This window comes from Alsobacter sp. P4_H11 (assembly GCF_056400925.1).
The window spans coordinates 1-20,332 of record NZ_JBFUKI010000019.1; the positions used below are offsets into that span (position 1 = coordinate 1).

At 70.0% G+C, this 20,332-nt stretch carries 18 protein-coding genes; 11 read left to right on the plus strand and 7 right to left on the minus strand.

Going from position 1 to position 20,332, the window contains the following annotated elements:
• Positions 1–5,125, minus strand: a 5,125-nt coding sequence (locus tag AC1DSZ_RS23495; protein ID WP_476840732.1) for an apolipoprotein A-IV repeat region-like domain-containing protein, incomplete at its 3' end; no start/stop codon positions are given.
• A 441-nt stretch (positions 5,126–5,566) separates the two neighbouring features.
• On the opposite strand from AC1DSZ_RS23495, the gene AC1DSZ_RS23500 reads away from it, so the two are divergent.
• Positions 5,567–5,983, plus strand: a complete 417-nt coding sequence (locus AC1DSZ_RS23500; protein WP_476840733.1) for an Hpt domain-containing protein — start codon at positions 5,567–5,569, stop codon at positions 5,981–5,983.
• Between the two features lie 133 nt (positions 5,984–6,116).
• Positions 6,117–6,437 carry a 2Fe-2S iron-sulfur cluster-binding protein gene (locus AC1DSZ_RS23505; RefSeq protein WP_476840734.1) on the plus strand — a complete coding sequence of 107 codons (321 nt, stop codon included), beginning with the start codon at positions 6,117–6,119 and terminating at the stop codon, positions 6,435–6,437.
• Between the two features lie 326 nt (positions 6,438–6,763).
• On the opposite strand, the gene AC1DSZ_RS23510 is transcribed toward AC1DSZ_RS23505, so the two are convergent.
• Positions 6,764–7,747, minus strand: a complete 984-nt coding sequence (locus tag AC1DSZ_RS23510) for a tripartite tricarboxylate transporter substrate binding protein (RefSeq protein ID WP_476840735.1) — start codon at positions 7,745–7,747, stop codon at positions 6,764–6,766.
• 208 nt (positions 7,748–7,955) lie between these two features.
• Here AC1DSZ_RS23510 and AC1DSZ_RS23515 point away from each other — a divergent pair, with 208 nt between their 5' ends.
• Positions 7,956–8,393, plus strand: coding sequence for a universal stress protein (locus AC1DSZ_RS23515; protein WP_476840736.1), 438 nt, complete (start codon positions 7,956–7,958; stop codon positions 8,391–8,393).
• Positions 8,394–8,412: 19 nt separating this feature from the next.
• Here AC1DSZ_RS23515 and AC1DSZ_RS23520 read toward each other — a convergent pair whose 3' ends face one another.
• From AC1DSZ_RS23520 to AC1DSZ_RS23540, 5 genes are all read right to left on the minus strand, one after another.
• Positions 8,413–8,991 carry a hypothetical protein gene (locus AC1DSZ_RS23520; protein WP_476840737.1) on the minus strand — a complete coding sequence of 193 codons (579 nt, stop codon included), beginning with the start codon at positions 8,989–8,991 and terminating at the stop codon, positions 8,413–8,415.
• Between the two features lie 80 nt (positions 8,992–9,071).
• Positions 9,072–9,368 carry a helix-turn-helix domain-containing protein gene (locus AC1DSZ_RS23525; RefSeq protein WP_476840738.1) on the minus strand — a complete coding sequence of 99 codons (297 nt, stop codon included), beginning with the start codon at positions 9,366–9,368 and terminating at the stop codon, positions 9,072–9,074.
• Entirely contained in the window at positions 9,365–9,703 is a 339-nt protein-coding gene (locus tag AC1DSZ_RS23530; protein ID WP_476840739.1) for a type II toxin-antitoxin system RelE/ParE family toxin, read from the minus strand. Before AC1DSZ_RS23530 ends, AC1DSZ_RS23525 begins: the two co-directional genes overlap by 4 nt.
• Positions 9,704–9,748: 45 nt before the next feature.
• Positions 9,749–10,924, minus strand: coding sequence for a vWA domain-containing protein (locus tag AC1DSZ_RS23535; protein ID WP_476840740.1), 1,176 nt, complete (start codon positions 10,922–10,924; stop codon positions 9,749–9,751).
• A gap of 31 nt (positions 10,925–10,955) precedes the next feature.
• Positions 10,956–11,267 (minus strand): hypothetical protein, encoded by a 312-nt coding sequence (locus AC1DSZ_RS23540; protein WP_476840741.1) that lies wholly within the window; start codon positions 11,265–11,267, stop codon positions 10,956–10,958.
• A gap of 237 nt (positions 11,268–11,504) precedes the next feature.
• Between AC1DSZ_RS23540 and AC1DSZ_RS23545 the strand changes: the two genes are divergently transcribed.
• The 8 genes from AC1DSZ_RS23545 (at position 11,505) to AC1DSZ_RS23580 (ending at position 20,316) form a co-directional block, all read left to right on the plus strand.
• Positions 11,505–12,758, plus strand: coding sequence for a TIGR03862 family flavoprotein (locus AC1DSZ_RS23545; RefSeq protein WP_476840742.1), 1,254 nt, complete (start codon positions 11,505–11,507; stop codon positions 12,756–12,758).
• Positions 12,759–13,006: 248 nt separating this feature from the next.
• Complete coding sequence (locus tag AC1DSZ_RS23550; RefSeq protein ID WP_476840743.1) at positions 13,007–13,852, plus strand: AAA family ATPase; 846 nt, start codon at positions 13,007–13,009, stop codon at positions 13,850–13,852.
• A 73-nt stretch (positions 13,853–13,925) separates the two neighbouring features.
• Positions 13,926–14,438: a SixA phosphatase family protein gene (locus AC1DSZ_RS23555; RefSeq protein WP_476840744.1), complete on the plus strand. Its 513-nt coding sequence runs from the start codon at positions 13,926–13,928 to the stop codon at positions 14,436–14,438.
• A 227-nt stretch (positions 14,439–14,665) separates the two neighbouring features.
• Complete coding sequence (locus AC1DSZ_RS23560; protein WP_476840745.1) at positions 14,666–16,123, plus strand: YcjX family GTP-binding protein; 1,458 nt, start codon at positions 14,666–14,668, stop codon at positions 16,121–16,123.
• Positions 16,124–16,136: 13 nt separating this feature from the next.
• Positions 16,137–17,186, plus strand: coding sequence for a YcjF family protein (locus AC1DSZ_RS23565; protein WP_476840746.1), 1,050 nt, complete (start codon positions 16,137–16,139; stop codon positions 17,184–17,186).
• Between the two features lie 138 nt (positions 17,187–17,324).
• Positions 17,325–18,584: a flagellar hook protein FlgE gene (locus AC1DSZ_RS23570; protein ID WP_476840747.1), complete on the plus strand. Its 1,260-nt coding sequence runs from the start codon at positions 17,325–17,327 to the stop codon at positions 18,582–18,584.
• Complete coding sequence (locus tag AC1DSZ_RS23575) at positions 18,581–18,673, plus strand: flagellar basal body rod C-terminal domain-containing protein (protein WP_476840748.1); 93 nt, start codon at positions 18,581–18,583, stop codon at positions 18,671–18,673. The genes AC1DSZ_RS23570 and AC1DSZ_RS23575 overlap by 4 nt, the downstream gene beginning before the upstream one ends.
• Positions 18,674–18,966: 293 nt before the next feature.
• Complete coding sequence (locus tag AC1DSZ_RS23580) at positions 18,967–20,316, plus strand: flagellar hook protein FlgE (RefSeq protein ID WP_476840749.1); 1,350 nt, start codon at positions 18,967–18,969, stop codon at positions 20,314–20,316.
• The last annotated feature ends 16 nt before the right edge of the window (positions 20,317–20,332 follow it).

Below are 20,332 nucleotides of genomic sequence, written 5' to 3' on the forward strand. Positions count from 1 at the left end.
GCTCGGGGGCGCGGCGGGGCGCCTCGGGGGCGCGCACCGGCAGGCCGGCGTCGCTGGCGGCCGAATAGGCCGAGGCGCGGCGCGGGGCTTCCTCGGCGACGCGCTCCTGCGGACGCGACACGTCCATGCCGCGGTCGGAGCGGGCCACCAGGGCGGTGAGCTCGTTCAGGGCGCGGATCTGGTCGGTGACGACGCGGCGCATGGCGGCGGCGGATTCCTGCGTCTCCTTCGGCAGCTCCAGCACGCCGCGGCGCACTTCCTCGCGGGTGGATTCGAGCTGCTGCTGCACGGATGAGCCGAGGTGGCGCATCTCGTTGGCGGCCTCGCGGAACCGATCCGTGGCGGAGGTCAGCGCCGAGCCGATCTCGCCCATCACCTGCTCGTAGGCGGCGCGCAACGCCGCCGTGGTGCGCTCGCGCTCCTTGCTGGTGGCCATGCGGATGGTTTCGTACTGCTCGCCGATGGCCTGGGTGGCCGACTGCGTCGTCTCGTTCAGCACCTGGCCAATCTGGCGCGCCCGGTCCTCCGCGGAGGTGAGGCTGTCCTCCACCAGCGCCTTGAAGGTGCGGGTGACGTATTCGATGTCGTCCGTGCGCGACGTGATCGCCGACAGGGCGGCGTCGAGGCCGGCGCGACGCTCCTCCAGGGCCGTGCCGACGCGGCTCTCGACCTGCTCCAGCATGGCGGCGACGCTCGCCAGCGCGCGGGCGTGCTCCTGGCTGGAGGCCGCGACGGAGCGGCCCTGCTGGTCCAGCCGCTCGAACAGGCCGGCGGCGTCGCGCAGGGCGCCGGTCGAGAGGCCGCGCAGGGCTTCCACCTGCTCGGCCGCGCGATCGGACACGGCGCTCGTCTCGCTCGTGATGGCGTGCAGGGTGTCGCGCAGCGCCACCATGCGGGCGCCGAGATCCTGGTCGAGGCTGCCGAGATTCTGGCCCACGCCGCTGATCGCCTGCTCCAGCAGGGCGTTGGTGTGGGCGAGCTTTTCGAGGCTCTCGTTGATCTCGGCCTTGAGCCGGTCGTTGGTGGCGGTGAGCTGCCCGACCGAGCGGGTCGCGCCTTCGTCCATCACCTGCTGCAGGTTCGCGGCCGAGGACTGGAGCACTTCGGCCAGCGTGTCGCTGCGCTCGCGCAGCGCGTTGATCATCTCCGAGCCGCGGCCTTCCAGGGCGCGCAGCACCGCGTCGCCGATATGGGCGATCTGCTTGGTGGTGTCCTCGCCGACCTTGGCGATCTGCCGGGTCGTGTCGTCGCCGACCTTGGCCAGCCGGGTGGACGCGACGCCATCGGGGCCGAGCAGGGCCTCGATCTCGCCGATGCGGTCGCCGAACGCCCCCGTGACGCCCTGCGAACCCGTGGAGAGAACCTCCTCGAGCTTGCTGCTGGACGCGATGATCGCGTTGGCGATCTCGTCCGAGCGGCCTTCCACGGCGCGCTCGATGGCCTGCACGCCCGTGGTCAGGGCCTGGTCGATGGAGCGCGCGGCGCCGCTCACCATCTCGACGATGGCTTCCGTCCGGCCGCCGAGCGCAGCCGTGACGGCCTCCGCGCCGGTGGACAGGATGGTGTCGAGCTGGCGCGTGGAGTTCTCGAAGAGGCTGGTGAGCTCCTCGGTGCGCTGGCCGAGCGCGGCCGTGACGGACGACGCGCCGCCCGTGAGCGTCTCGCCGAACAGCCGGGCGCGCTCGTCCAGGAGGGCGCTGACGCTGTCGAGGCGGTTGACGACCCGCTCCTCGAAGCGGGCGACGCGCCCGTCCAGCGTGGCCGCGATGGCGCTCGCCTGGGCGCCGAGCGTGGCGTTGACCAGTTCGGCCTTGGCCGAGAGCGTCTGGGCCAGCACGTCCGTGCGGTTGGCGATCGCGGTCTCGACCGTCTCGACGCGCATGTCGAGCGCGCGGGCGATCTCCTTGCCGCCGTTGCCGAGCAGCTGGGCGATCTCCAGCGTGCGCGTGGCCAGCGTCTCGCTGAGCGACTTGGCGCGGGCGTCGAGCCCCTGGTCGATGCGGACGAAGATGCTGTCCAGCGTGCGGGCGACGTTGACGCCCGACGCCGCTGTCTTGACTTCGTAGTCGGCGATCTGCTTCTCGAGGTCTCGGGCGGCCTGCTCGGCCCTCGCCGCGACGCGGCCGGCCAGAACCTCGCCCTGCTTGCCGAAGATGGTCTCCACCTGGGCGAGCCGGGCTTCCACGGCGTTGGTGAAGGCCTGCGTGTCGGAGCCGATGCGCTCCACGAGCTCGCCGCCGCGTCCCAGAACCTTCTCCTCGAAGTGATCGAGACGGCCGACCAGCGTGGTCGCGAGCGTGTCGCCGCGCTCCAGCACCTTGCCCTCGAAGCCAGCAACGACGCCGTCGAGCGCCTCCTGCAGGGCCTCGGTGCGGCTCTGGACGCGGTTCTCGAAGGCGCCGGCATGCGCCGTGAAGGCGTCGTCCAGCCGGGCGGTGGCCTGGCCGAGCACGGTCTCGAAGGCGCCGATGCGGTCGGTAAGGGTCTGCTCCAGGCGCTGGCTGCGCTGCTGCGCGGTTTCCTCGAACGCCGCCAGATGGCCGGCTAGGCGCTCGTTGAGGTTGCCGCCGCGGATGATCACGGTCTCCTCGAAGGCCGTGAGCGTGTTCGCCATGGTGCGGGATACTTCGCCGCCGCGCTCGCCGATGGTTTCGACGATCTGCTCGGCGTTGCGCACCAGCGCGTCGTTGATGCGCGAGCTCTGGGTCGCGACCGCCATCACGGCGTCGCGGGCGATCGCGGCGAGGCGCGCCTGCACGACGTCGCCATGCTCCGAGAAGGCGTTCTGCGTCTCGGCAGCCCGGGCCGTGAGGGCGGCGAGCACCGATTCGGTTGCCGTCTCGAAGGCCGCGCGGGTCTCCACCGTGCGGTTGGCCAGCATCTCGGCGACCTCGCGGGCGCGGGCGGCCAGGTGGCCGTCGACGTCCGAGATGCGGTCGCCAAAGGTGCGGGTGACGTGCTCGGCGCTGTTGGCGAAGGTCCGCTCGGCCTCGCCGGTGCGGTCCGCGATGGTGCGGGCGACCGTCTCGGCGCTGGTGGTGAACAGCTCCTCGGCGGACAGCAGGCGCTGGGCGATGACGTCGTTGATGCGCTCGGCGCTCTCGGCCAGCAGCCGCTCGGCCGCGGCGGTGTGCTCGGTCACGGAGGCGCCGAGCCGTTCGGCGCTGCCGGTCAGCGCTTCCTCGGCGGCGGCGACGCGCTCGGAGAGGCTGCGGGCGAGCTCGGTGGTGCTCTCGGCGAAGACGCGCTCGGCCTCGGCGGTGCGGCTCGCCAGGGTGCGGGCCACGGCCTCGGAGCTCGACGCCATGCCGGCCTGCGCCTCGGCGGCGCGGGTCGCGAGCGTCTCGGCGATCGCCTCGGCGCGCTCGGCGAAGGCCGCCTCGGCCGCCTCGGCGCGGGTGGACAGCGCCAGCACGGCGGCTTCGGCGCTGGTCACGAAGGCGCGCTCGCTGTCCTGCGTGCGGGCCGCGAGGGCGTCCTGCAGGCGGGTGGCGGTCTCCTCGAACACGGTCCGGGTGGAGTCGACGCGCTCGCCGATCAGGGTGGCGATCTGCTCGCCGGTCTGGGCCAGGGCCTCGCCCAGCGTCTTGCCGTTGACGGTGACACTCTCGTGGATGCGCTCGCCGGTGGCCGACAGGCGGGTGGCGAGGTCCTCGCCGCGCGCCGTGATGGTGTCGGCGATGCGCGCGCCGGTCTCGTCGATGCGCCGTGCGACCTCGTCGCCGCGGCCGCCCAGGTCCGCCGCCAGCGTCTCGCCGGTCGACTTCAGGGTGGCGTTCACCTCCATGGCGCGCTGCGCGATGGCCTCGGCCACGCCGGAGCCGGTCTCGGCGATCACGCGCGTGACCTTCTCGGAGCCTTCCGCGAGGGAGGTCGTGAGGATCTGGCTGGTCTGCTCCAGCGCCTGCGAGACGAGCGCGCCGCGCTCGGCGATCTGGGTGGTGAGCTGCTCGCCCGTGGCGGTCAGGTTGTCGGTGATCTCGCGCGCCTTGGCGCCGAGCGTGTCGGTCACCACCGTGGTGGCCTGCGTCAGGCGGCCATTGACGTCGTCCGTCGTGGAGGCGAGGCGGGAGATCAGGTTCTCGCCCTTTTCGGCGATCTCGTGGATCATCCGGTCGCCGGTGCGCGACAGCGCGCCGCTGATTTCCTCGGCCTTGGAGCCGAAGGACTGCGTCACGCGGGCGCCGGCCTCGCCGACGGATTCCGAGATCCGGGTCGCGGCGGCGTTCAGCTCCTCGCGCAACGTATCGTGCGAGCCCGTGATGGAGGTGCGGACGCGCTCGGCGTTGGAGAGAATCGCCTCGCGCTGCACCACCAGCTCGTCGATCAGCGAGCGGATGCGGATCTCGTTCTCGCCATAGGCGCGCTCGAGCGTCGCGATCTCGGAATGAACCAGCGTCTCCAGCTCGCCGGCGCGCGCCAGGGCGCGCTCGATGCCGTCGCCCATGGCGGCGACTTCGCGCCGGATGGCCTGCGACAGGCTGACGACGCCCTCGGACGTCACGGTCTCGGGCTCGGCCAGCCGAATGGCGACCTGCGTCATCGAACGGGCGACAAGGCGCATTTCCTGCGCCCGCACGGCCAGCGAGGCCAGCACGAAGAAGATGATGATGGGGGCGAGCGCCGCAAAGGCCGCCAGTCCGGCCTCGGGCGTCAGCAGGCGCTCGGCGAGCGTCTGGTCCGGGCCGCCGAGGGCCATCCAGCGGCCGGCCGCGAAGGCGGCGAAAACGCCGAGCCAGAGCAGCGACGCAAGCGTGGCGAGAACGTGGGGAACGCGGGACGGGCGCACCTGGAGGGCCTGCAGGATGTCGCCCACGGCGCGGCGGTCGTCATTGGCGGGGCGGCCGGGCTCGGGCCGGCGCTGGTCGGCGGACGCCTCGCGCTGGGGACGGGCGCGGTCGCGCGGCTTCTCGATCCTGACTTCCGGGAAAATCTCCGAGTCGTTCACGGCCGGCAGCTTGGGGCCGATGGGCTCCTCGTCGGCGGCGGGCGACGGGGCGGCGACGGCGGTCTCGGCATCATCCCTGGGCTTCCCGGACGGCGTCGTTCCCGTGAGATTGAGCGCCTCCTCGATCGCCGAAAGCGCCGCCTCTGTGGGGTCGGTGACCTTGGGTTGGATAGCCATCAGGTTTGCCTCGCATCGGTACGCGTCACGCAGCCGCTTCCACGCGCATTCCCGCCCCCGCATGCACCATGCGCGGGCGAGAGCCACGCGTGGCGCCTCTCGCGGCGGTCGGCCGGCCCCGCATTCGGGATCGGTTAACCAAAGTCCACTCTAGTCGGCGGCCCCCCCGAAGGGAACCCGGCCCACCCGGCCGTCGCAAAACGTCGTTAACGCCTCGGTTACCATAAGCGTAACCATGAGGTTGCGCGAGCGCCGCCGCTGGCGATTGGATGAGAGACGCACGTCTATCTACAACGAAAGACGTGCCGCCGGCCGCCACCATTGACACCGTTGCGCCCCAATCCTCCGCAGGATGGCGACTTGCGGAATGTTGAAGCCGCCGCACACACTCTCTGATCGGCCGTGTCTCACGCCGGCTCGTCGCACAAAGGACCTGAGACCATGTTCGGCGCAGAGTTAGGGACGCACGATCTGGCGGCGCGGCAGGATGGCGGATCGCCGTCCGACGGCCCAGCCATTCTCGATCTCCGGCACCTCACGGCCCAGACCATGGGTGACGTCGATCTCGCCCGCGACGTGCTGGGCATGTTCCTGGAGCAGTCCAACGACGTGCTGCGCAGCGTGCGCGACGCCGTCGACGGCCGCAGCCGCAGCGACGCCGCCCACCTGCTTAAGGGCTCGGCCAGCGCGGTCGGGGCTTTCGTGGTGGCCCGGCAGGCCGGCGCCGTGGAGGCGCTGGACGACGCTGCCGACGAGGAAGAGGTTCTCGAAGCCCTCGCGGGCCTCCATGCGGCCGTCGCCGAGGCGCGCACCGTGATCGCCGCCCGGCTGCATGACCGGCGGGTCGGCGGGCTCTGAGCCCAAGGCGCTCAAGCCGGCAACGCCCCGTGCGCCTCGTTTCCACCTCTCGCCAACCGGGCGGGACTGTCCTAAGTAGGGCGGGACTGTGCGCCGCGGCGCTAGCTGCGGCGGCGTTCCACCCGAGATCCCGATGACCAAGATCACTTTCATCGACCATGAAGGCGCGTCCCGCACGATCGACGCCCAGGACGGCGCCACCGTGATGGAAACGGCCGTTCGCAACGGCGTGCCGGGTATCGAGGCCGAGTGCGGCGGCGCCTGCGCGTGCGCGACCTGCCACATCTATGTGGACGAGGCCTGGAAGGCCAAGGTTGGCGAGCCCGCCTCCATGGAAGAGGACATGCTCGACTTCGCCTATGACGTGCGGCCGACCTCACGCCTGTCCTGCCAGATCAAGGTGAAGCCCGAGCTCGACGGCCTCGTGGTCCACACGCCCGAGCGCCAGGCCTGAGAGCCTGGCCGGTCACTCGCTCGACGCCCCATCCTCCAAGCCTGCCCAAAACCCCCCATCCTGTGAGCCTGGCCGACTATTCGCTCAACACCCCTCATCCTGAGGAGCCATGCGACCTTCGCATGGCGTCTCGAAGGACGAGGGGTCCAGAAGGCTGAATTTGTCGTCCCATCTGGTCTCCCTCGTCCTTCGAGACGCAGGCCGAAGACGGCCTGCTCCTCAGGATGAGGGTATCGAGGGTGTTCGGACGACTTTTCGGCCAGGCTCTCAGGATGAGGGGATTGAGGCAGTCCGAACGACTTTCGGGCTAAGCTTCAGGACGCGGCTCAATCGGCCTTGATGTTGGCCTCGCGGATCACCGTTCCCCACATCTTGGTTTCCGCCGCGATCATGGCGGCGAACTCGTCTGGCGTGGAGCCGACCGGGATCGCGCCGGTGGCCTTCAGCCGGTCCTGGACGGCCGGGTCCATCACGGCGGCGCGCGTGTCGACGGCGGCTTTCTGCAGGATCGCGGCCGGCGTCTTGCGGTGGATGAGGTAGCCGAACCAGGACGACACGTCGAAGCCCGGCACCGTGGCGGCGACGGTCTCGAACTCCGGCGTCACCGGCGACCGCTTGGCGGTGGTGATCGCGAGCGCCTTGGTGGAGCCCGACTGGGCGTGCGGAAGCGCCTGCGAGATGTTGTCGAACATCAGGTCGAGCCGCCCTGCAATGAGGTCCTGCGTCGCCTGCGCGCTGCCGCGGTAGGGCACATGCACCATCTTCACCCCGGTCATGCGCTGGAACAGCTCACCCGAGAGGTGGATCGAGGTGCCGACGCCCGACGAGCCGTAGTTGAGCTTGCCCGGGTTGGCCTTGGCGTAGGCGATGAGCTCCGCGACCGAGTTGACCGGCAGGGTCTTGGACACGACCAGCAGGTTCGGCACCATCGCGAGCAGGCTGACGGGCGCGAAATCGGCGACCGGATCATAGTTCAGCTTGGGGTAGAGGAACTGGTTGGTGGTGAGCCCCACCGTGCCGACCAGCAGCGTGTCGCCGTTGGGCTCGGCCCGGGCCACCGCCTCGTTGCCGATATTGCCGCCCGCGCCGGCGCGGTTCTCGACCACCAGCGTCTGGCCCCAGATCTGCCCGAGCTTGTCGGCCACGATGCGGCCGACCACATCGGTCGCGCCGCCGGGCGGAAACGGAACCACAACGCGCAGCTGCCGCCCCTTAGGCCAGGCCTCCTGGGCGCGGGCGGCGCCTACGCCGGCCGCCATCGCGGCGGCGGTCAACATCAATGTCCGCCGGTCGATCGTGAAGTGCGTCACCGTGATCCTCCCCTCCCGGCCTCTTGGCGGGCCGGATGCCGGATGGTAGCCGCGCGCCTCGCCGGATGTCCATGCGGCGGGGCGGGGCGACGGGCGAGGGGCTTTTGGTGTCGCGCCAGCCTTTGACGTCGCGCCAGCCTTTGACGTCGCGCAATGTCGTTGCCGCAAAGTGGCGCTAAGGTGCGGTCCCGTGAATGGAGGCCCCCCGATGTTCAAGACGATCCTGGTTCCCGTCGACCTGTCCGAGGTCGAGGTCGCACGCCCCGCCATCGAGAAGGCCACGGCGCTCGCTGGCGTGAGCGGCGGAACGGTCGCGCTGGTTTACGTGCGCTCGATCCTGCCGGTCACGTTCATGGAATACGTGCCGCCGTCCTTTGACGAGGAGCAGCAGGGCGACGCCGAGAAGCGGCTGGCCGAGCTGGCCGCCACCCTCCACGTTCCCGGGGGCGCCGTCACCACGGCGGTGCGCATGGGCGCGGTCTACAACGAGGTGCTGGCCGAGGCGAAGAAGATCGGCGCGGACCTGATCGTGGTCGGCTCGCATCGGCCCGGAATGGCCACCTACCTGCTCGGCTCCAACGCGTCGACGATCGTCCGGCACGCGGAATCCTCCGTGCTGGTCGTGCGCGAGCCGCAGAAGAAGTAATCGCCAGCGAGCGCCGGCCTCAGCCCGGGGCCGGCATCACGCGCTCGGGCGGCGCGCCCGGATCAAAGGATCCGGGCCAGTTGCGCATCACCATGGCGTGGACTTGCCAGCCGAGCGGGGCCACGAACAGGATCACCAGCAGCGCCACCGTGAGCCCGCCGCGCTGCGTCGCCGCGAGCCCCATCGCGATCAGCCCCGCCACCACCAGGGCGCCCGCCGCGGCGGCGAGCCCCCAGAGTACGGGCGGCGTGCCGGTGCGACACGCCAGGCGCGGATTGGCGGCCGCGACGCGCGCCAGCAGCGCCCGCACGAAGGCCGTGTAGCCGGCGTCCTGCCGGTCGAACTCGAAATAGGTCTTCCAGGACAGGTTGGCGATCTTCAGCGTGCGGCGATCGCCGAGCACCAGCGTGAGCCTGTAGCCCTTGGTGGTGAAGTTGGTGGGCGCATAGGCGAGCCTCGCCAGCACGATCGACCGATAGGGGATCCGCTCCTGCTTGCGCCCGGTGTCAACGAACAGCGCGTCCGGCTCCAGCCGATAGCTCACCTCATAGCCGAAGGGCTTCGGGCGGTGGGCGTAGGCGATGGGCGCGTCCTGCATGCGATCCTCGTGGCTGCGGCGCAGCTATCGGGCCGCCCGGGCGCGATTGCAAGACGGACGTCATCTTGCGCGGGGGCCGCTCAGGACTCGTTCGGGATGAGCTCCACCTTCACGCGGTGACCGACCGCGTGGGCCGCGCGCACGAGGGAGTTGAGCGTCAGCGAGTCGTTCTCCGGGTCGAGCAGACGGTCGAGCTGCGACCTGCTCGTTCCCATCCGCAAAGCCAGGCCCGCCTTTGTGAGCTTCCGTCCCGCCATCTCGGCCACCAATCGACGCGCGATCACGCGCTTGAGCGCCCGCGCGGTGACTTCGGCCAGCACGCCGTCCTGCTCGAGGAGATCATCGAGGGATGAGCCGATGTTGGGATGATCTGTCATTGCAAAAACTCCTTCAAGCGCGTCCGCGCGAGTTCCAGGTCGTGCTGGGGCGTTTTCTGGGTCGTCTTCATGAAGGCGTGCAGCAGCAGCATCGTGTCGCCCCGGAGGCAGAACAGAACCCGCGCGATCCGCCGCGCGCTCAGCGAGCACCGAACTTCCCAGAGCCCGTCGCCGAGGTGGCGGCAGAGCGGCATGCCGATGGGCCAGCTGAACTCCACATCCTTGATCTCCTCGCCGACGCGCTTGCGGTCCGCGGCGGCCAGCTCAAGCAGCCAGTCGCGAACAGGCTCGCGGCCTTGCCGGGTGCGGAAAAACCGCGCCTGGACACGTTTCATGGCGCCCTCTGCAATGTACCAAAAATGGATCAAAAATCAACTGCGTCACCGCACCAGCTCCCGCATCGCGCCGTCCAGCCCCTTGAGCGTCAGCGGAAACATGCGCTGGCCCATCAGGTCCTTGATCATCTGGATGGAGTGCGTGTAGCCCCAGTGGTTCTTCGGCACCGGGTTGAGCCAGATCGTGCGGGGGAAATGATCCAGCACGCGCTGCAGCCAGACCTGGCCGGCCTCCTCGTTGAAATGCTCCACCGCGCCGCCCGGCATCGCAACCTCGTAGGGGCTCATGGAGGCGTCGCCCACGAACACCACGCGGAAGTCCGACGGGTAGGTGCGGATGACGTCCCAAGTGGGCGTTTGCTCCTCGCGGCGGCGGCGGTTGGTCTTCCACACGCCCTCGTAGAGGCAGTTGTGGAAGTAGAAATAGTCCATGTGCTTGAACTCGGTCTTTGCGGCCGAGAACAGCTCCTCCACCTGGGCGACGTGCCAGTCCATGGAGCCGCCGACGTCGAAGAACAGCAGCACCTTCACGGCGTTGCGGCGCTCGGGGCGCAGTTGCACGTCGAGATAGCCGTGCGAGGCGGTTTCCTTGATGGTGGCGTCGAGATCCAGCTCCTCGGCCGCGCCCGTGCGGGCGAACTTGCGCAGGCGGCGCAGCGCGATCTTGATGTTGCGCGTGCCAAGCTCGACCGTGTCGTCCAGGTCCTTGAACTCGCGCTTGTCCCACACCTTCACGGCGCGGAAGTTGCGGTTCTTGTCCTGCCCAATGCGCACGCCCTCGGGATTGTACCCGTAGGCGCCGAAGGGCGACGTCCCGGCCGTGCCGATCCACTTGCTGCCCCCTTGGTGGCGGCCCTTCTGCTCCTTCAGGCGCTCCTGCAGGGTCTCCCAGAGCTTGTCCCAGCCGAGCGCCTGGATCTGCGCCTTTTCCTCGTCGGTGAGGTACTTCTCGGCCAGCTTGCGCAGCCATTCCTCGGGGATCGCGGTTTGCTCCACGGCCTCGCCGAGGCTCACCACGCCCTTGAAGGTCTGCCCGAACACCCGGTCGAACTTGTCGAGATTGCGCTCGTCCTTCACCAGGCAGGCGCGGGAGAGGTAGTAGAATTCGTCCACCGACTTGTCGGCGAGGTCCGCCTCCAGCGCCTCCATGAGCAGGAGGTATTCCCGAAGCGTGCAGGGGACCTTGGCGGCGCGCAGATTGGTGAAGAAGGTCAGGAGCATGGGGGGAGTTTAGGGCGGCTCCCGCCCGGCGTCACCGGGGATCAGGCGCGCGGGCTTCCTCGATCACCCGATACTCGACGTCGATCACGCCGGCCGGGGCCGGACGGCCGCTCGGCCCGGCCGGCCTAGCCGCCTGCATCTCGCGTAGCGCCTTGCGCAGGCGCCAGCGGGCGAGGACGCCGGCCGCGATCACGAAGGGGGCGAGCACGAGGATCAGGCTGAAGCCGATCAGCGCGATCAGCAGCCCGACGCCGGCCGCCGCCGCGACGCCCAACCAGACGGCCCAGCGGGGCACGTTGGCGACGCGGGTTCCGGTGCGGTCGTTGAACATCAGGCGGATCACGGGCTTCTCCTCGCCCGCAAGGTGGGCCGTGAGGGCGGTGTTTTCAAGGCGGGGCAGCCTTGGGCGACGCTTGCCGCACCCTCGCCGTCATTGCGAGCGCAGCGAAGCAACCCAGGGGCCGGGCGTGGAGCTCCCGGCCCGGCCCCTGGATTGCCGCGTAGCTCCGCTCCTCGCAATGACGGAGGGAGGTCGTCATGCGGCCCTTGCGGCGAAGGCGCCGCCCGCGTACGCAGCGGGATGACCGACGCCAAAACAGCCACGCCGTCCGCACTTCCGCATGTCGCCATCGTGGGCGGCGGCCCTGCCGGGCTGATGGCGGCCGAGACCATCGCGACGGAGGCGGCCGGGCGGGTGAGCGTCACCGTGTACGACCACATGCCGTCGCTCGGCCGCAAGTTCCTGCTGGCGGGACGGGGCGGGCTCAACCTCACGCATGGCGAGCCGATGGAGTTTTTCGCGGAGCGCTACCGCGAGGCGGCGCCGCGCGTGCGGCCCTTGCTGGACGCGTTCGCGCCGGAAGCACTGCGGGCCTGGGCGGACGAACTCGGGCAGGAAACCTTCGTGGGCACCAGCGGCCGCGTGTTTCCCAAGGCCATGAAGGCGTCGCCGCTGCTGCGCGCCTGGCTGCGGCGGCTGGACGGGCTCGGCGTGCGCGTCGCCCTGCGGCATCGCTGGACCGGGTGGGACGAGGCCGGGCGCCTTCGCTTCGCCACGCCGGATGGCGAAACCACCGTGGAGGCTGCCGCAACCGTGCTGGCGTTGGGCGGCGCCAGCTGGCCCCGGCTCGGCTCCGACGGCGGATGGACGGCGCTGCTGGAGGCCGAGGGCGTCGCGATCTCGCCTCTGCGCGCTGCAAACAGCGGCTTCGATGTCGCGTGGACCGACCTGTTCCGAGACCGGTTCGAGGGCGAGCCGCTGAAGGGCGCGGCCTTCACGGTCGGCCGGCGCCGGCTCAAGGGCGAGGCGGTGATCAGCCGCCATGGCATCGAGGGCGGCGTCATCTACGCGCTCTCGGCGGACCTACGCGCCGAAGTCGAGGAGCGCGGCGAGGCCGCGTTGTGGATCGACCTGCGGCCGGACCTGCGGGCCGAGCAACTGGCCGAGCGGGTCGGCGCCATGAAGGCCGGGCAGTCGCTCGCCAATGTGCTGCGCAAGGCGATCGGGTTGTCGCCCGTCGCGGCCGGCCTGCTGCGCGAGGCCTTCGGGGCCGACCTGCCGCGCGAGCCCATTCTGCTGGCCCGCGCCGCCAAGGGCTGCCGCATCCGCATCACGGGCGTCCGCCCGCTGGAGCGCGCCATCTCGACCGCCGGCGGCGTATCGTTCGACGAGGTGGATGAGGCGCTTATGCTGAAGCGCCGGCCCGGCGGGTTCGCAGCCGGCGAGATGCTGGATTGGGAGGCTCCGACGGGCGGCTACCTGCTGCAGGCGTGCATGTCCTCCGGGGTCGTGGCGGGGCGGGGCGTGGTGGAGCGGTTGCGTCTCGGCGCCTGAACGCGCGCCGGCCCTCACCCCAGCCTCTCCCCGCGTCGGGGAGAGGGGGCCGCGCTCGCGTGTCTCTTTCGTTGCGGCAAGCCGGCGCCGTCGATCCCTTCTCCCCGGCTCGGGGAGAAGGTGGTCCGAAGGACCGGATGAGGGGCTGCCCTTCGCCGCCCGCCGGGGATGACGCCGCTTCGAAATGCGCTAAGTTCGCCCACACGCGTCCGCCCGGCGGACTCCAGAACCCACCGAGCGGACCCCGCATGCGCTTCTCCGGCACCGAAAACTACGTCGCCACCGACGACCTGAAGGTCGCGGTGAACGCCGCCATCACGCTGCAGCGGCCGCTGCTGGTGAAGGGCGAGCCCGGCACCGGCAAGACCGTGCTGGCCGAGGAGATCGCCAAGGCGGTCGGCGCGCCGATGATCACCTGGCACGTGAAATCCACCACCAAGGCACATCAAGGGCTCTACGAGTACGACGCCGTGTCGCGCCTGCGCGACAGCCAGCTCGGCGATCCGCGCGTCAGCGACATCCGCAACTACATCCGCAAGGGCAAGCTCTGGGAGGCCTTCGAGAGCGACCAGCGGCCGGTGCTGCTGATCGACGAGATCGACAAGGCCGACATCGAGTTCCCCAACGACCTGCTGCTCGAGCTCGACCGCATGGAGTTCCACGTCTACGAGACGGGCGAGACCATCCGGGCCGAGAAGCGCCCCATCGTGGTGATCACGTCCAACAACGAGAAGGAGCTCCCGGACGCGTTTCTGCGCCGTTGCTTCTTCCACTACATCAAGTTCCCGGACGCCGAGACGATGGAGCGCATCGTCGACGTGCATTTCCCGGACATCAAGAAGCGGCTCGTGGCCGAGGCGCTCAAGGTGTTCTTCGAGGTGCGGGACGTGCCCGGCATCAAGAAGAAGCCTTCCACGTCCGAGCTGCTGGACTGGCTGAAGCTGCTGCTGTCGGAGGACATCGGCCCCGAGACGCTGCTGGAGCGCGATCCCACCAAGCTGATCCCGCCGCTGCATGGCGCGCTGTTGAAGAACGAGCAGGACGTGCACTTGTTCGAGCGCATCGCCTTCATGGCGCGGCGCGAGAAGCGGTGATTTGAATGTGCATCATCTTGATCCGCCAACCGGCGCCCACTTGGCGGGATGATGCTCCAGGGCGGGAGGCCGCATGCGACGCCTGATCATCTTTCGCCACGCCAAGGCCGTGCCGCATGGCGCGGCGCCGGATTTCGACCGGGCGCTGGCGGAGCGCGGCCTGGCCGACGCGGCCGAAACCGGACGCTACCTGGCCGAGGAGCACCTGCTGCCGGACGTCGCGCTGGTGTCGCCCTCGCTGCGCACGCGCCAGACCTGGGCGCAGGCCGCGCTGGCGGTGGGCGAGACCCCGGTGGTGACGGACGAGCGCATCTACGAGGCCCTGCCGGACGACCTTCTGGCGGTGGTGCGCGCTGCCGATCCCAAGGCCCGCACGGCCGTGATCGTCGGCCACAACCCCGGAATGGCCGAGTTCGCCCGCGCGCTGGTCGGCCACGGCGACCGCTACGCCTTCTCGCGCCTGCGCGGCGGCTTCCCGACCTCCGCGATCGCGGTGCTGGATTTCCCCGTAGACGAGTGGAGCGAGGTCGGCTTCGGCAAGGGCCGGCTGGACAGGTTCGTCACCCCGGGCTCGTCGGAAGACTGAGGCTCGATCCGCCCCATCTCCCCTGGAACAGGGAGAGGGCTGGGTGAGGGCGGCGCCGCCGCGTGTTTCCATACGATTGGGGGCTCCTTGCCTGGCTGCCCTCACCCTGTCCCTCTCCCCCCGAGTGGGGAGAGGGGACGCGCTTCGCCGGCGTGCACGCTCGACATCCGCGCCTGGCGTGCCCACATAAGGCGTCCCCCAAGCCCGCCCTCCGGATCCGCCCGCACGTGCCTCCTTCCCTTTCCGATTTCGCCTTCGAGGCGCGCATCGCCGCACAGTCATTGGCGGACAGCCTCGGCGGGTTGGCCCGGCCGACGCTGCGGCTGGGCGTCACCGGGCTGTCGCGCTCGGGCAAGACCGTGTTCATCACCGCGCTCGTGCATGCGCTGTTGCGCGGCGCGCGGCTGCCGGTGTTCCGGGCCTACGCGCAGGGGCGCATCCGCAAGGTGACGCTGGAGCACCAGCCCGACGACGCGGTGCCGCGCTTCGCCTATGAGGAGCATCTGGCGGCGCTGTCGGGGCCGGACCGGCGCTGGCCGGAGTCGACCAGCCGCATCGCCGAGCTCCGGGTCGTGATCGAATACGAGAGCGCCACGAGCTGGCGCTCCGGCCCGCGCACGCTGACGCTCGACATCGTCGACTACCCGGGCGAGTGGCTGCTGGACCTGTCCCTGCTGGACAAGAGCTACGCCGAATGGGCCGCCGAGGCGGTCGCGGCCTGCCGCAGCCCGGGGCGCCTGGAAGGCTCGCAGCCGTTTCTGGACGCGCTGGCGGCGCTCGACCCCATGAAGCCGGCCGGCGAGGACGCGTCCCGGCGCCTGTCCGAGCTGTTCCGGCAGGCGCTGAAGGCCGCGCGCGTCGAGCCGCTGTCGTTTTCGGCGCTGCCGCCAGGGCGTTTCCTGATGCCGGGCGACCTCGAGGGCTCGCCGGCGCTCACCTTCGCGCCGCTCGACCTGCCGCCCGGGGCCGAGCCGCCGGCCGGCTCGCTCGCCGCCACCATGGCGCGGCGCTACGAGGCCTACCGCTCCCATGTGGTGCGGCCGTTCTTTCGTGACCACTTCGCCCGGCTGGACCGGCAGATCGTGCTGGTCGACGCCATGGCGGCGCTGAACGCCGGGCCGGCCGCCGTGGCGGATCTCGAAACCGCGCTGGACGACGTGCTGCTGTCGTTTCGCACCGGCCGCAACACGCTGCTCTCCAGCCTGTTCAGCCCGCGCATCGACCGGGTGCTGTTCGCCGCCACCAAAGCCGACCACCTGCACCACACCAGCCACGACCGGCTCGAGAAGGTGCTGGCCCTGCTGGTGGACCGCGCCAAGCGGCGGGCAGAGGGGCTGGGCGCCCGGGCCGACGTGGTCGCGATCGCGAGCATCCGGGCGACCCGGGAGGCGCAGGTGCGGCAGGGCCGCGACGAACTCGCCGCCATCGTGGGCACGCCGCTGGCCGGCGAAGTGATCGGCGGCGAGCGCTTCGACGGAACGGCCGAGGCCGCCGTGTTTCCGGGCGAGCTGCCCGAGGATGCCGCGAAGGCGCTGGCCGAGGCCGGGGTGGCTGACTACGGGCTGCGCTTCGTTCGGTTCCGGCCGCCGGCCGTCGCCACGGGGCCGGACGGGCAGGCCGGCGTGCTGCCGCATATCCGGCTGGACCGGACCCTCGAATATCTGCTCGGAGACCGCCTGACATGACGGAGGCCGCCCGATGAAAGCGCCCCGCGCCTTTCGGCTCGATGACCCGAATGTCCGCCTCGGCCCCATGGCGGCCGGCGAGGAGCTGCCCAAGGCCGCGGTCGCGATCCGCGACACGGACGACGAGGCCGTGTTCGAGGAGGCCGTCGTCGAGGAAGCGATCGAGGAGCGCGAGGCGGAGCTCGGCCTCGGCAAGCGGCTGTTCGGCTGGGGCGGGCTGTTCGCGAGCGCGGCCGGCGGGCTGCTGACGCTGTGGCTCGGCGTCGCCATCGAGCGCTTCGTCGCCTCGCTGCTGGCCGACAACCCGGTGCTGGGCGCGGTTGCGTTGGGCCTCGCCGCGCTGGCCGGGCTGGCGCTGCTGGCGCTGGCGCTGCGCGAGATCCGCTCCATCTGGCGCGGCCGCGCCATTGGCAAGCTGAAGATCCGGGCCGAGGCCGCGCTGGCGTCGGACGACGCCCGCGAGGGCCGGGCGATCGCGGCCGCACTGGCGACGCTCTATGCGGCGCGGCCCGAGACGGCCCGGGGCCGGGCGCGGCTGGACGACACCGCCAACGACATCATCGACGGCGCCGACCTCGTGCGCCTCGCCGAGCGCGAGCTGCTCGGCCCGCTCGACATCGAGGCCCGCGCCGCCGTGGCGGCCGCTGCCCGGCGGGTGTCCATCGTTACCACGATCTCGCCCAAGGCGCTGCTGGACGTGCTGTTCGTGGCCGCGCAGGCGCTCCGGCTGGTGCGGCGGGTGTCGGAGATCTATGGCGGCCGGCCGGGTTTCCTCGGCTCCATCCGGCTCGTGAAGGCGGTCGCCGGCCACCTCGCGGTCACGGGCGGCATGGCGATGGGCGACAGCCTCGTGCAGCAGGTGCTAGGCCACGGCATCGCGGCGCGCCTTTCGGCCAAGCTCGGCGAGGGCGTGCTGAACGGGCTGCTCACCGCCCGGGTCGGCCTTTCCGCCATCGCGGTCTGCCGGCCGCTGCCGTTTGCGGACAGGCCGCCGCCCTCCATCCGGGAGGTCGCGGGCTTCCTGTTCGACCGCGGCCCGGCAAAAACTGCCGCGGACGCCTGACAGAAAGGGAGCGTTTCGCCGGGCGAGAGCCTGCCCATAATTCGCAAGCCATTGATTATCAATGCGCAACCGCTTGGCATGGCGGTTGCGTCGCTGGTTGCACGACAGAACGTCGCCTGAAACCAGAAGGTTTTTGCCATGAGTCTCTTTGGCGCGATGACCACATCGGTCACGGGTATGCGGGCCCAGTCCTACGCCCTCGAAAACATCTCCTCCAACATCGCGAACTCGCAGACCACCGGCTACAAGCGGGTGGACACGAGCTTCATGGACCTGGTGCCCGACTACCCGCTCTCCCAGCAGATCGGCGGCACCGTGATGGCGTTCGCCCGCGGCACCAACACGATCACGGGCAGTTACCAGGCGACCGGAATCTCCACCAACATGGCGGTCACCGGCGACTCGTTCTTTCAGGTCCGCCGGGCGGTGGGCAGCGTCGGGGGCGTCCCCACCTTCGCGACCAACAACCTCTACTCGCGCCGCGGCGACTTCGGGGTCGACCGGAACGGCTATCTGGTGAACGGCGCCGGCTACTTCCTGGTCGGCAACACGCTGGACGCGAACACCGGCGCGGCCGTGGGGGCGCCCGCGCCGATCAAGCTCAGCGCCGGGCTGGTGCCGGCCAAGGCAAGCACCACCGTGGAGTTCATGGGCAACCTGCCCGAAACGCCCCACACCGCCAGCTACGACCCCAAGGTCCCGGGCAGCGACATATATGCGTTCACGGGTGACGTGACCTTGGCGGAGGAAGCCAATTTCGTGAAGCATACGGTCACTGGCGGCACCGTGACGCTTTATGACGGCGTCGGCTCGCCCACCACCACGGAACTGCGCTGGGCCAAAACCGGGGCGTCGACCTGGAACGTCTACTACCAGAACCCGGCCTACGACTCGACCGTGGCGGGGTCGCAGAAGTGGATCGCGGCCGGCAAGGGCACGACCACAGGGACCGCCACGCCGTTCACCTTCGACGCCAAGGGCGCCGTCACGTCGCCGACCGGCGGGACCACGGCCCTGACCGGGCTGACGATCGGGGGCGTCACGATGCAGCTCGATTTCAGCAAGGGGCTGACCCAGTACAACGACACCAGCAGCAGCGGCGGGGTGAATGTCCGTTCCCTGAAGCAGGACGGCTACGCGGCCGGCACCGTAAACGACGTGTCGGTCACCGCGGACGGGCGGATCGTCGCGAGCTACTCCAACGGCGTCACCACCCCGCTCGCACAGGTTGCGCTCGCGCATTTCAATGCGCCGAACAGCCTGAAGCGCGAGGATGGATCAACCTTCTCGGAGACGCTCGAAGCCGGCCTGCCGCTGGACGGCCTGAATGGCGGCGGCGTGATGGGCGGCCAGCTCGAGGCTCCAACACCGACATCGCGGAGGAGTTCTCCAAGATGATCGTCACCCAGCAGGCCTATTCGGCCAATACCAAGATCATCACCACCGTGCAGCAGATGCTGCAAGACACCATCAACATCGTGCGCTGATGCGGTCCGCGCGCCAACCCGTTTCCGAAATCGCCTGCTTGTCCGAAGCGTCGGACAAGCAGGGCTGCGATCTCGCGTCATCGGCATGGTGGGCGGCCCAAGGCTTCCCGATCCCGGCAAATTCTGCCGGGGCGGCGGACCAGACGCGTGCATCCAGTAATTTTGCAACCGAAAGTTTACGTCCTAAGTCTTTGCAATCACGTGTAATCCAGTGTGGCACACGCGTTGCGTGTTTCCTTCTCGATCGAGCGACACGCCCCGGGGGGCGGCGCGCATCCAGAGGGCTGTGCCACATGAGTATCTTCGGGGCGATGACCAATGCGGTGACGGGGCTGAGGGCCCAGTCCTACGCGCTCGAGAACATCTCCGACAACATCGCGAACTCGCAGACGGTGGGCTACAAGCGCGTCGACACGAGCTTCATGGACCTCGTCCCGAGCTACCCGCTGAAGCAGCAGGTCGGCGGCTCCGTGACGGCCTTCTCGCGCGGCACCAACACCATCGCGGGCAACTACACGTCCACGGGCGTCTCCACCAACGTGGCGCTGAACGGCGAAGGCTTCTTCGTGGTCCGCGACCGGGCGGACACACAGGCGGGCCTGCCGGTGTTCTCGCAGCGCGACCTCTACACCCGCCGCGGCGACTTCACGGTCGACAAGAACGGCTTCCTGGTGAACGGGGCGGGCCGCTACATGGTCGGCACCGCGCTGGACCCGATCACCGGCAACGTCGCGGGCGGTCCCACCGTGCTGAAGATCGGCTCGGACCTCGTCGGCGCTCGGGCGACCACCACGGTGGAATATCGCGCCAACATCCCGAGCACGCCGCAGACCACATCCTATACGCCTGCCACGCCCGGCAGCGACCTCTACGCCGTGCCGGCGACCGGCGTGACGGCGGCGGAAGAGACCAACTTCCAGAACCATACGGTCACGGGCGGAACCGTGACGGCCTATGACGGCCAGGGCACGCCCACCACCGTGGAGCTGCGCTGGGCGAAGACGGGCACGGACACCTGGAACGTGTACTACGCCAACCCGGCCTACGACTCGACCAGCGCCACCTCGCTGAAATGGATCGCGGCCGGGCAGGGCACGACGCTGGCCTCCACCCCGACGGCGTTCACGTTCGACTCGGCTGGCAAGCTCACGGCTCCGGCCGCCGGCACGGCGGATCTGACCGGCCTGACGGTGGACGGCGTGACCCTGAAGCTCGACGTCAGCACGGGCGTCAGCCAGTACGAGGACGTTTCCGGCCAGGTGAAGACCACCTCGATCCGGCAGGACGGCTACCCGGCCGGCAAGCTCAACGACGTCTCCATCTCGGACGACGGCCGCGTGGTGGCGAGCTACTCCAACGGCCAGACGGTGGCGTTGGCCCAGCTCCAGATCGCGCGCTTCAACGCCCCGGACTCGTTGAAGCGAATGGACGGCTCGACCTTCGAGGAGACGCTCGAATCCGGCCAGCCGCTCTACGGCCTGAACGGCGCCAACATCATGGGCGCGCAGCTCGAGGCCTCCAATACGGACATCGCGGACGAGTTCTCCAAGATGATCGTCACCCAGCAGGCCTACTCGGCGAACACCCGCGTGGTCACGACGGCGCAGCAGATGCTGCAGGACGCCATCAACATCATCCGGTGAAGCCGGATGAATGAAC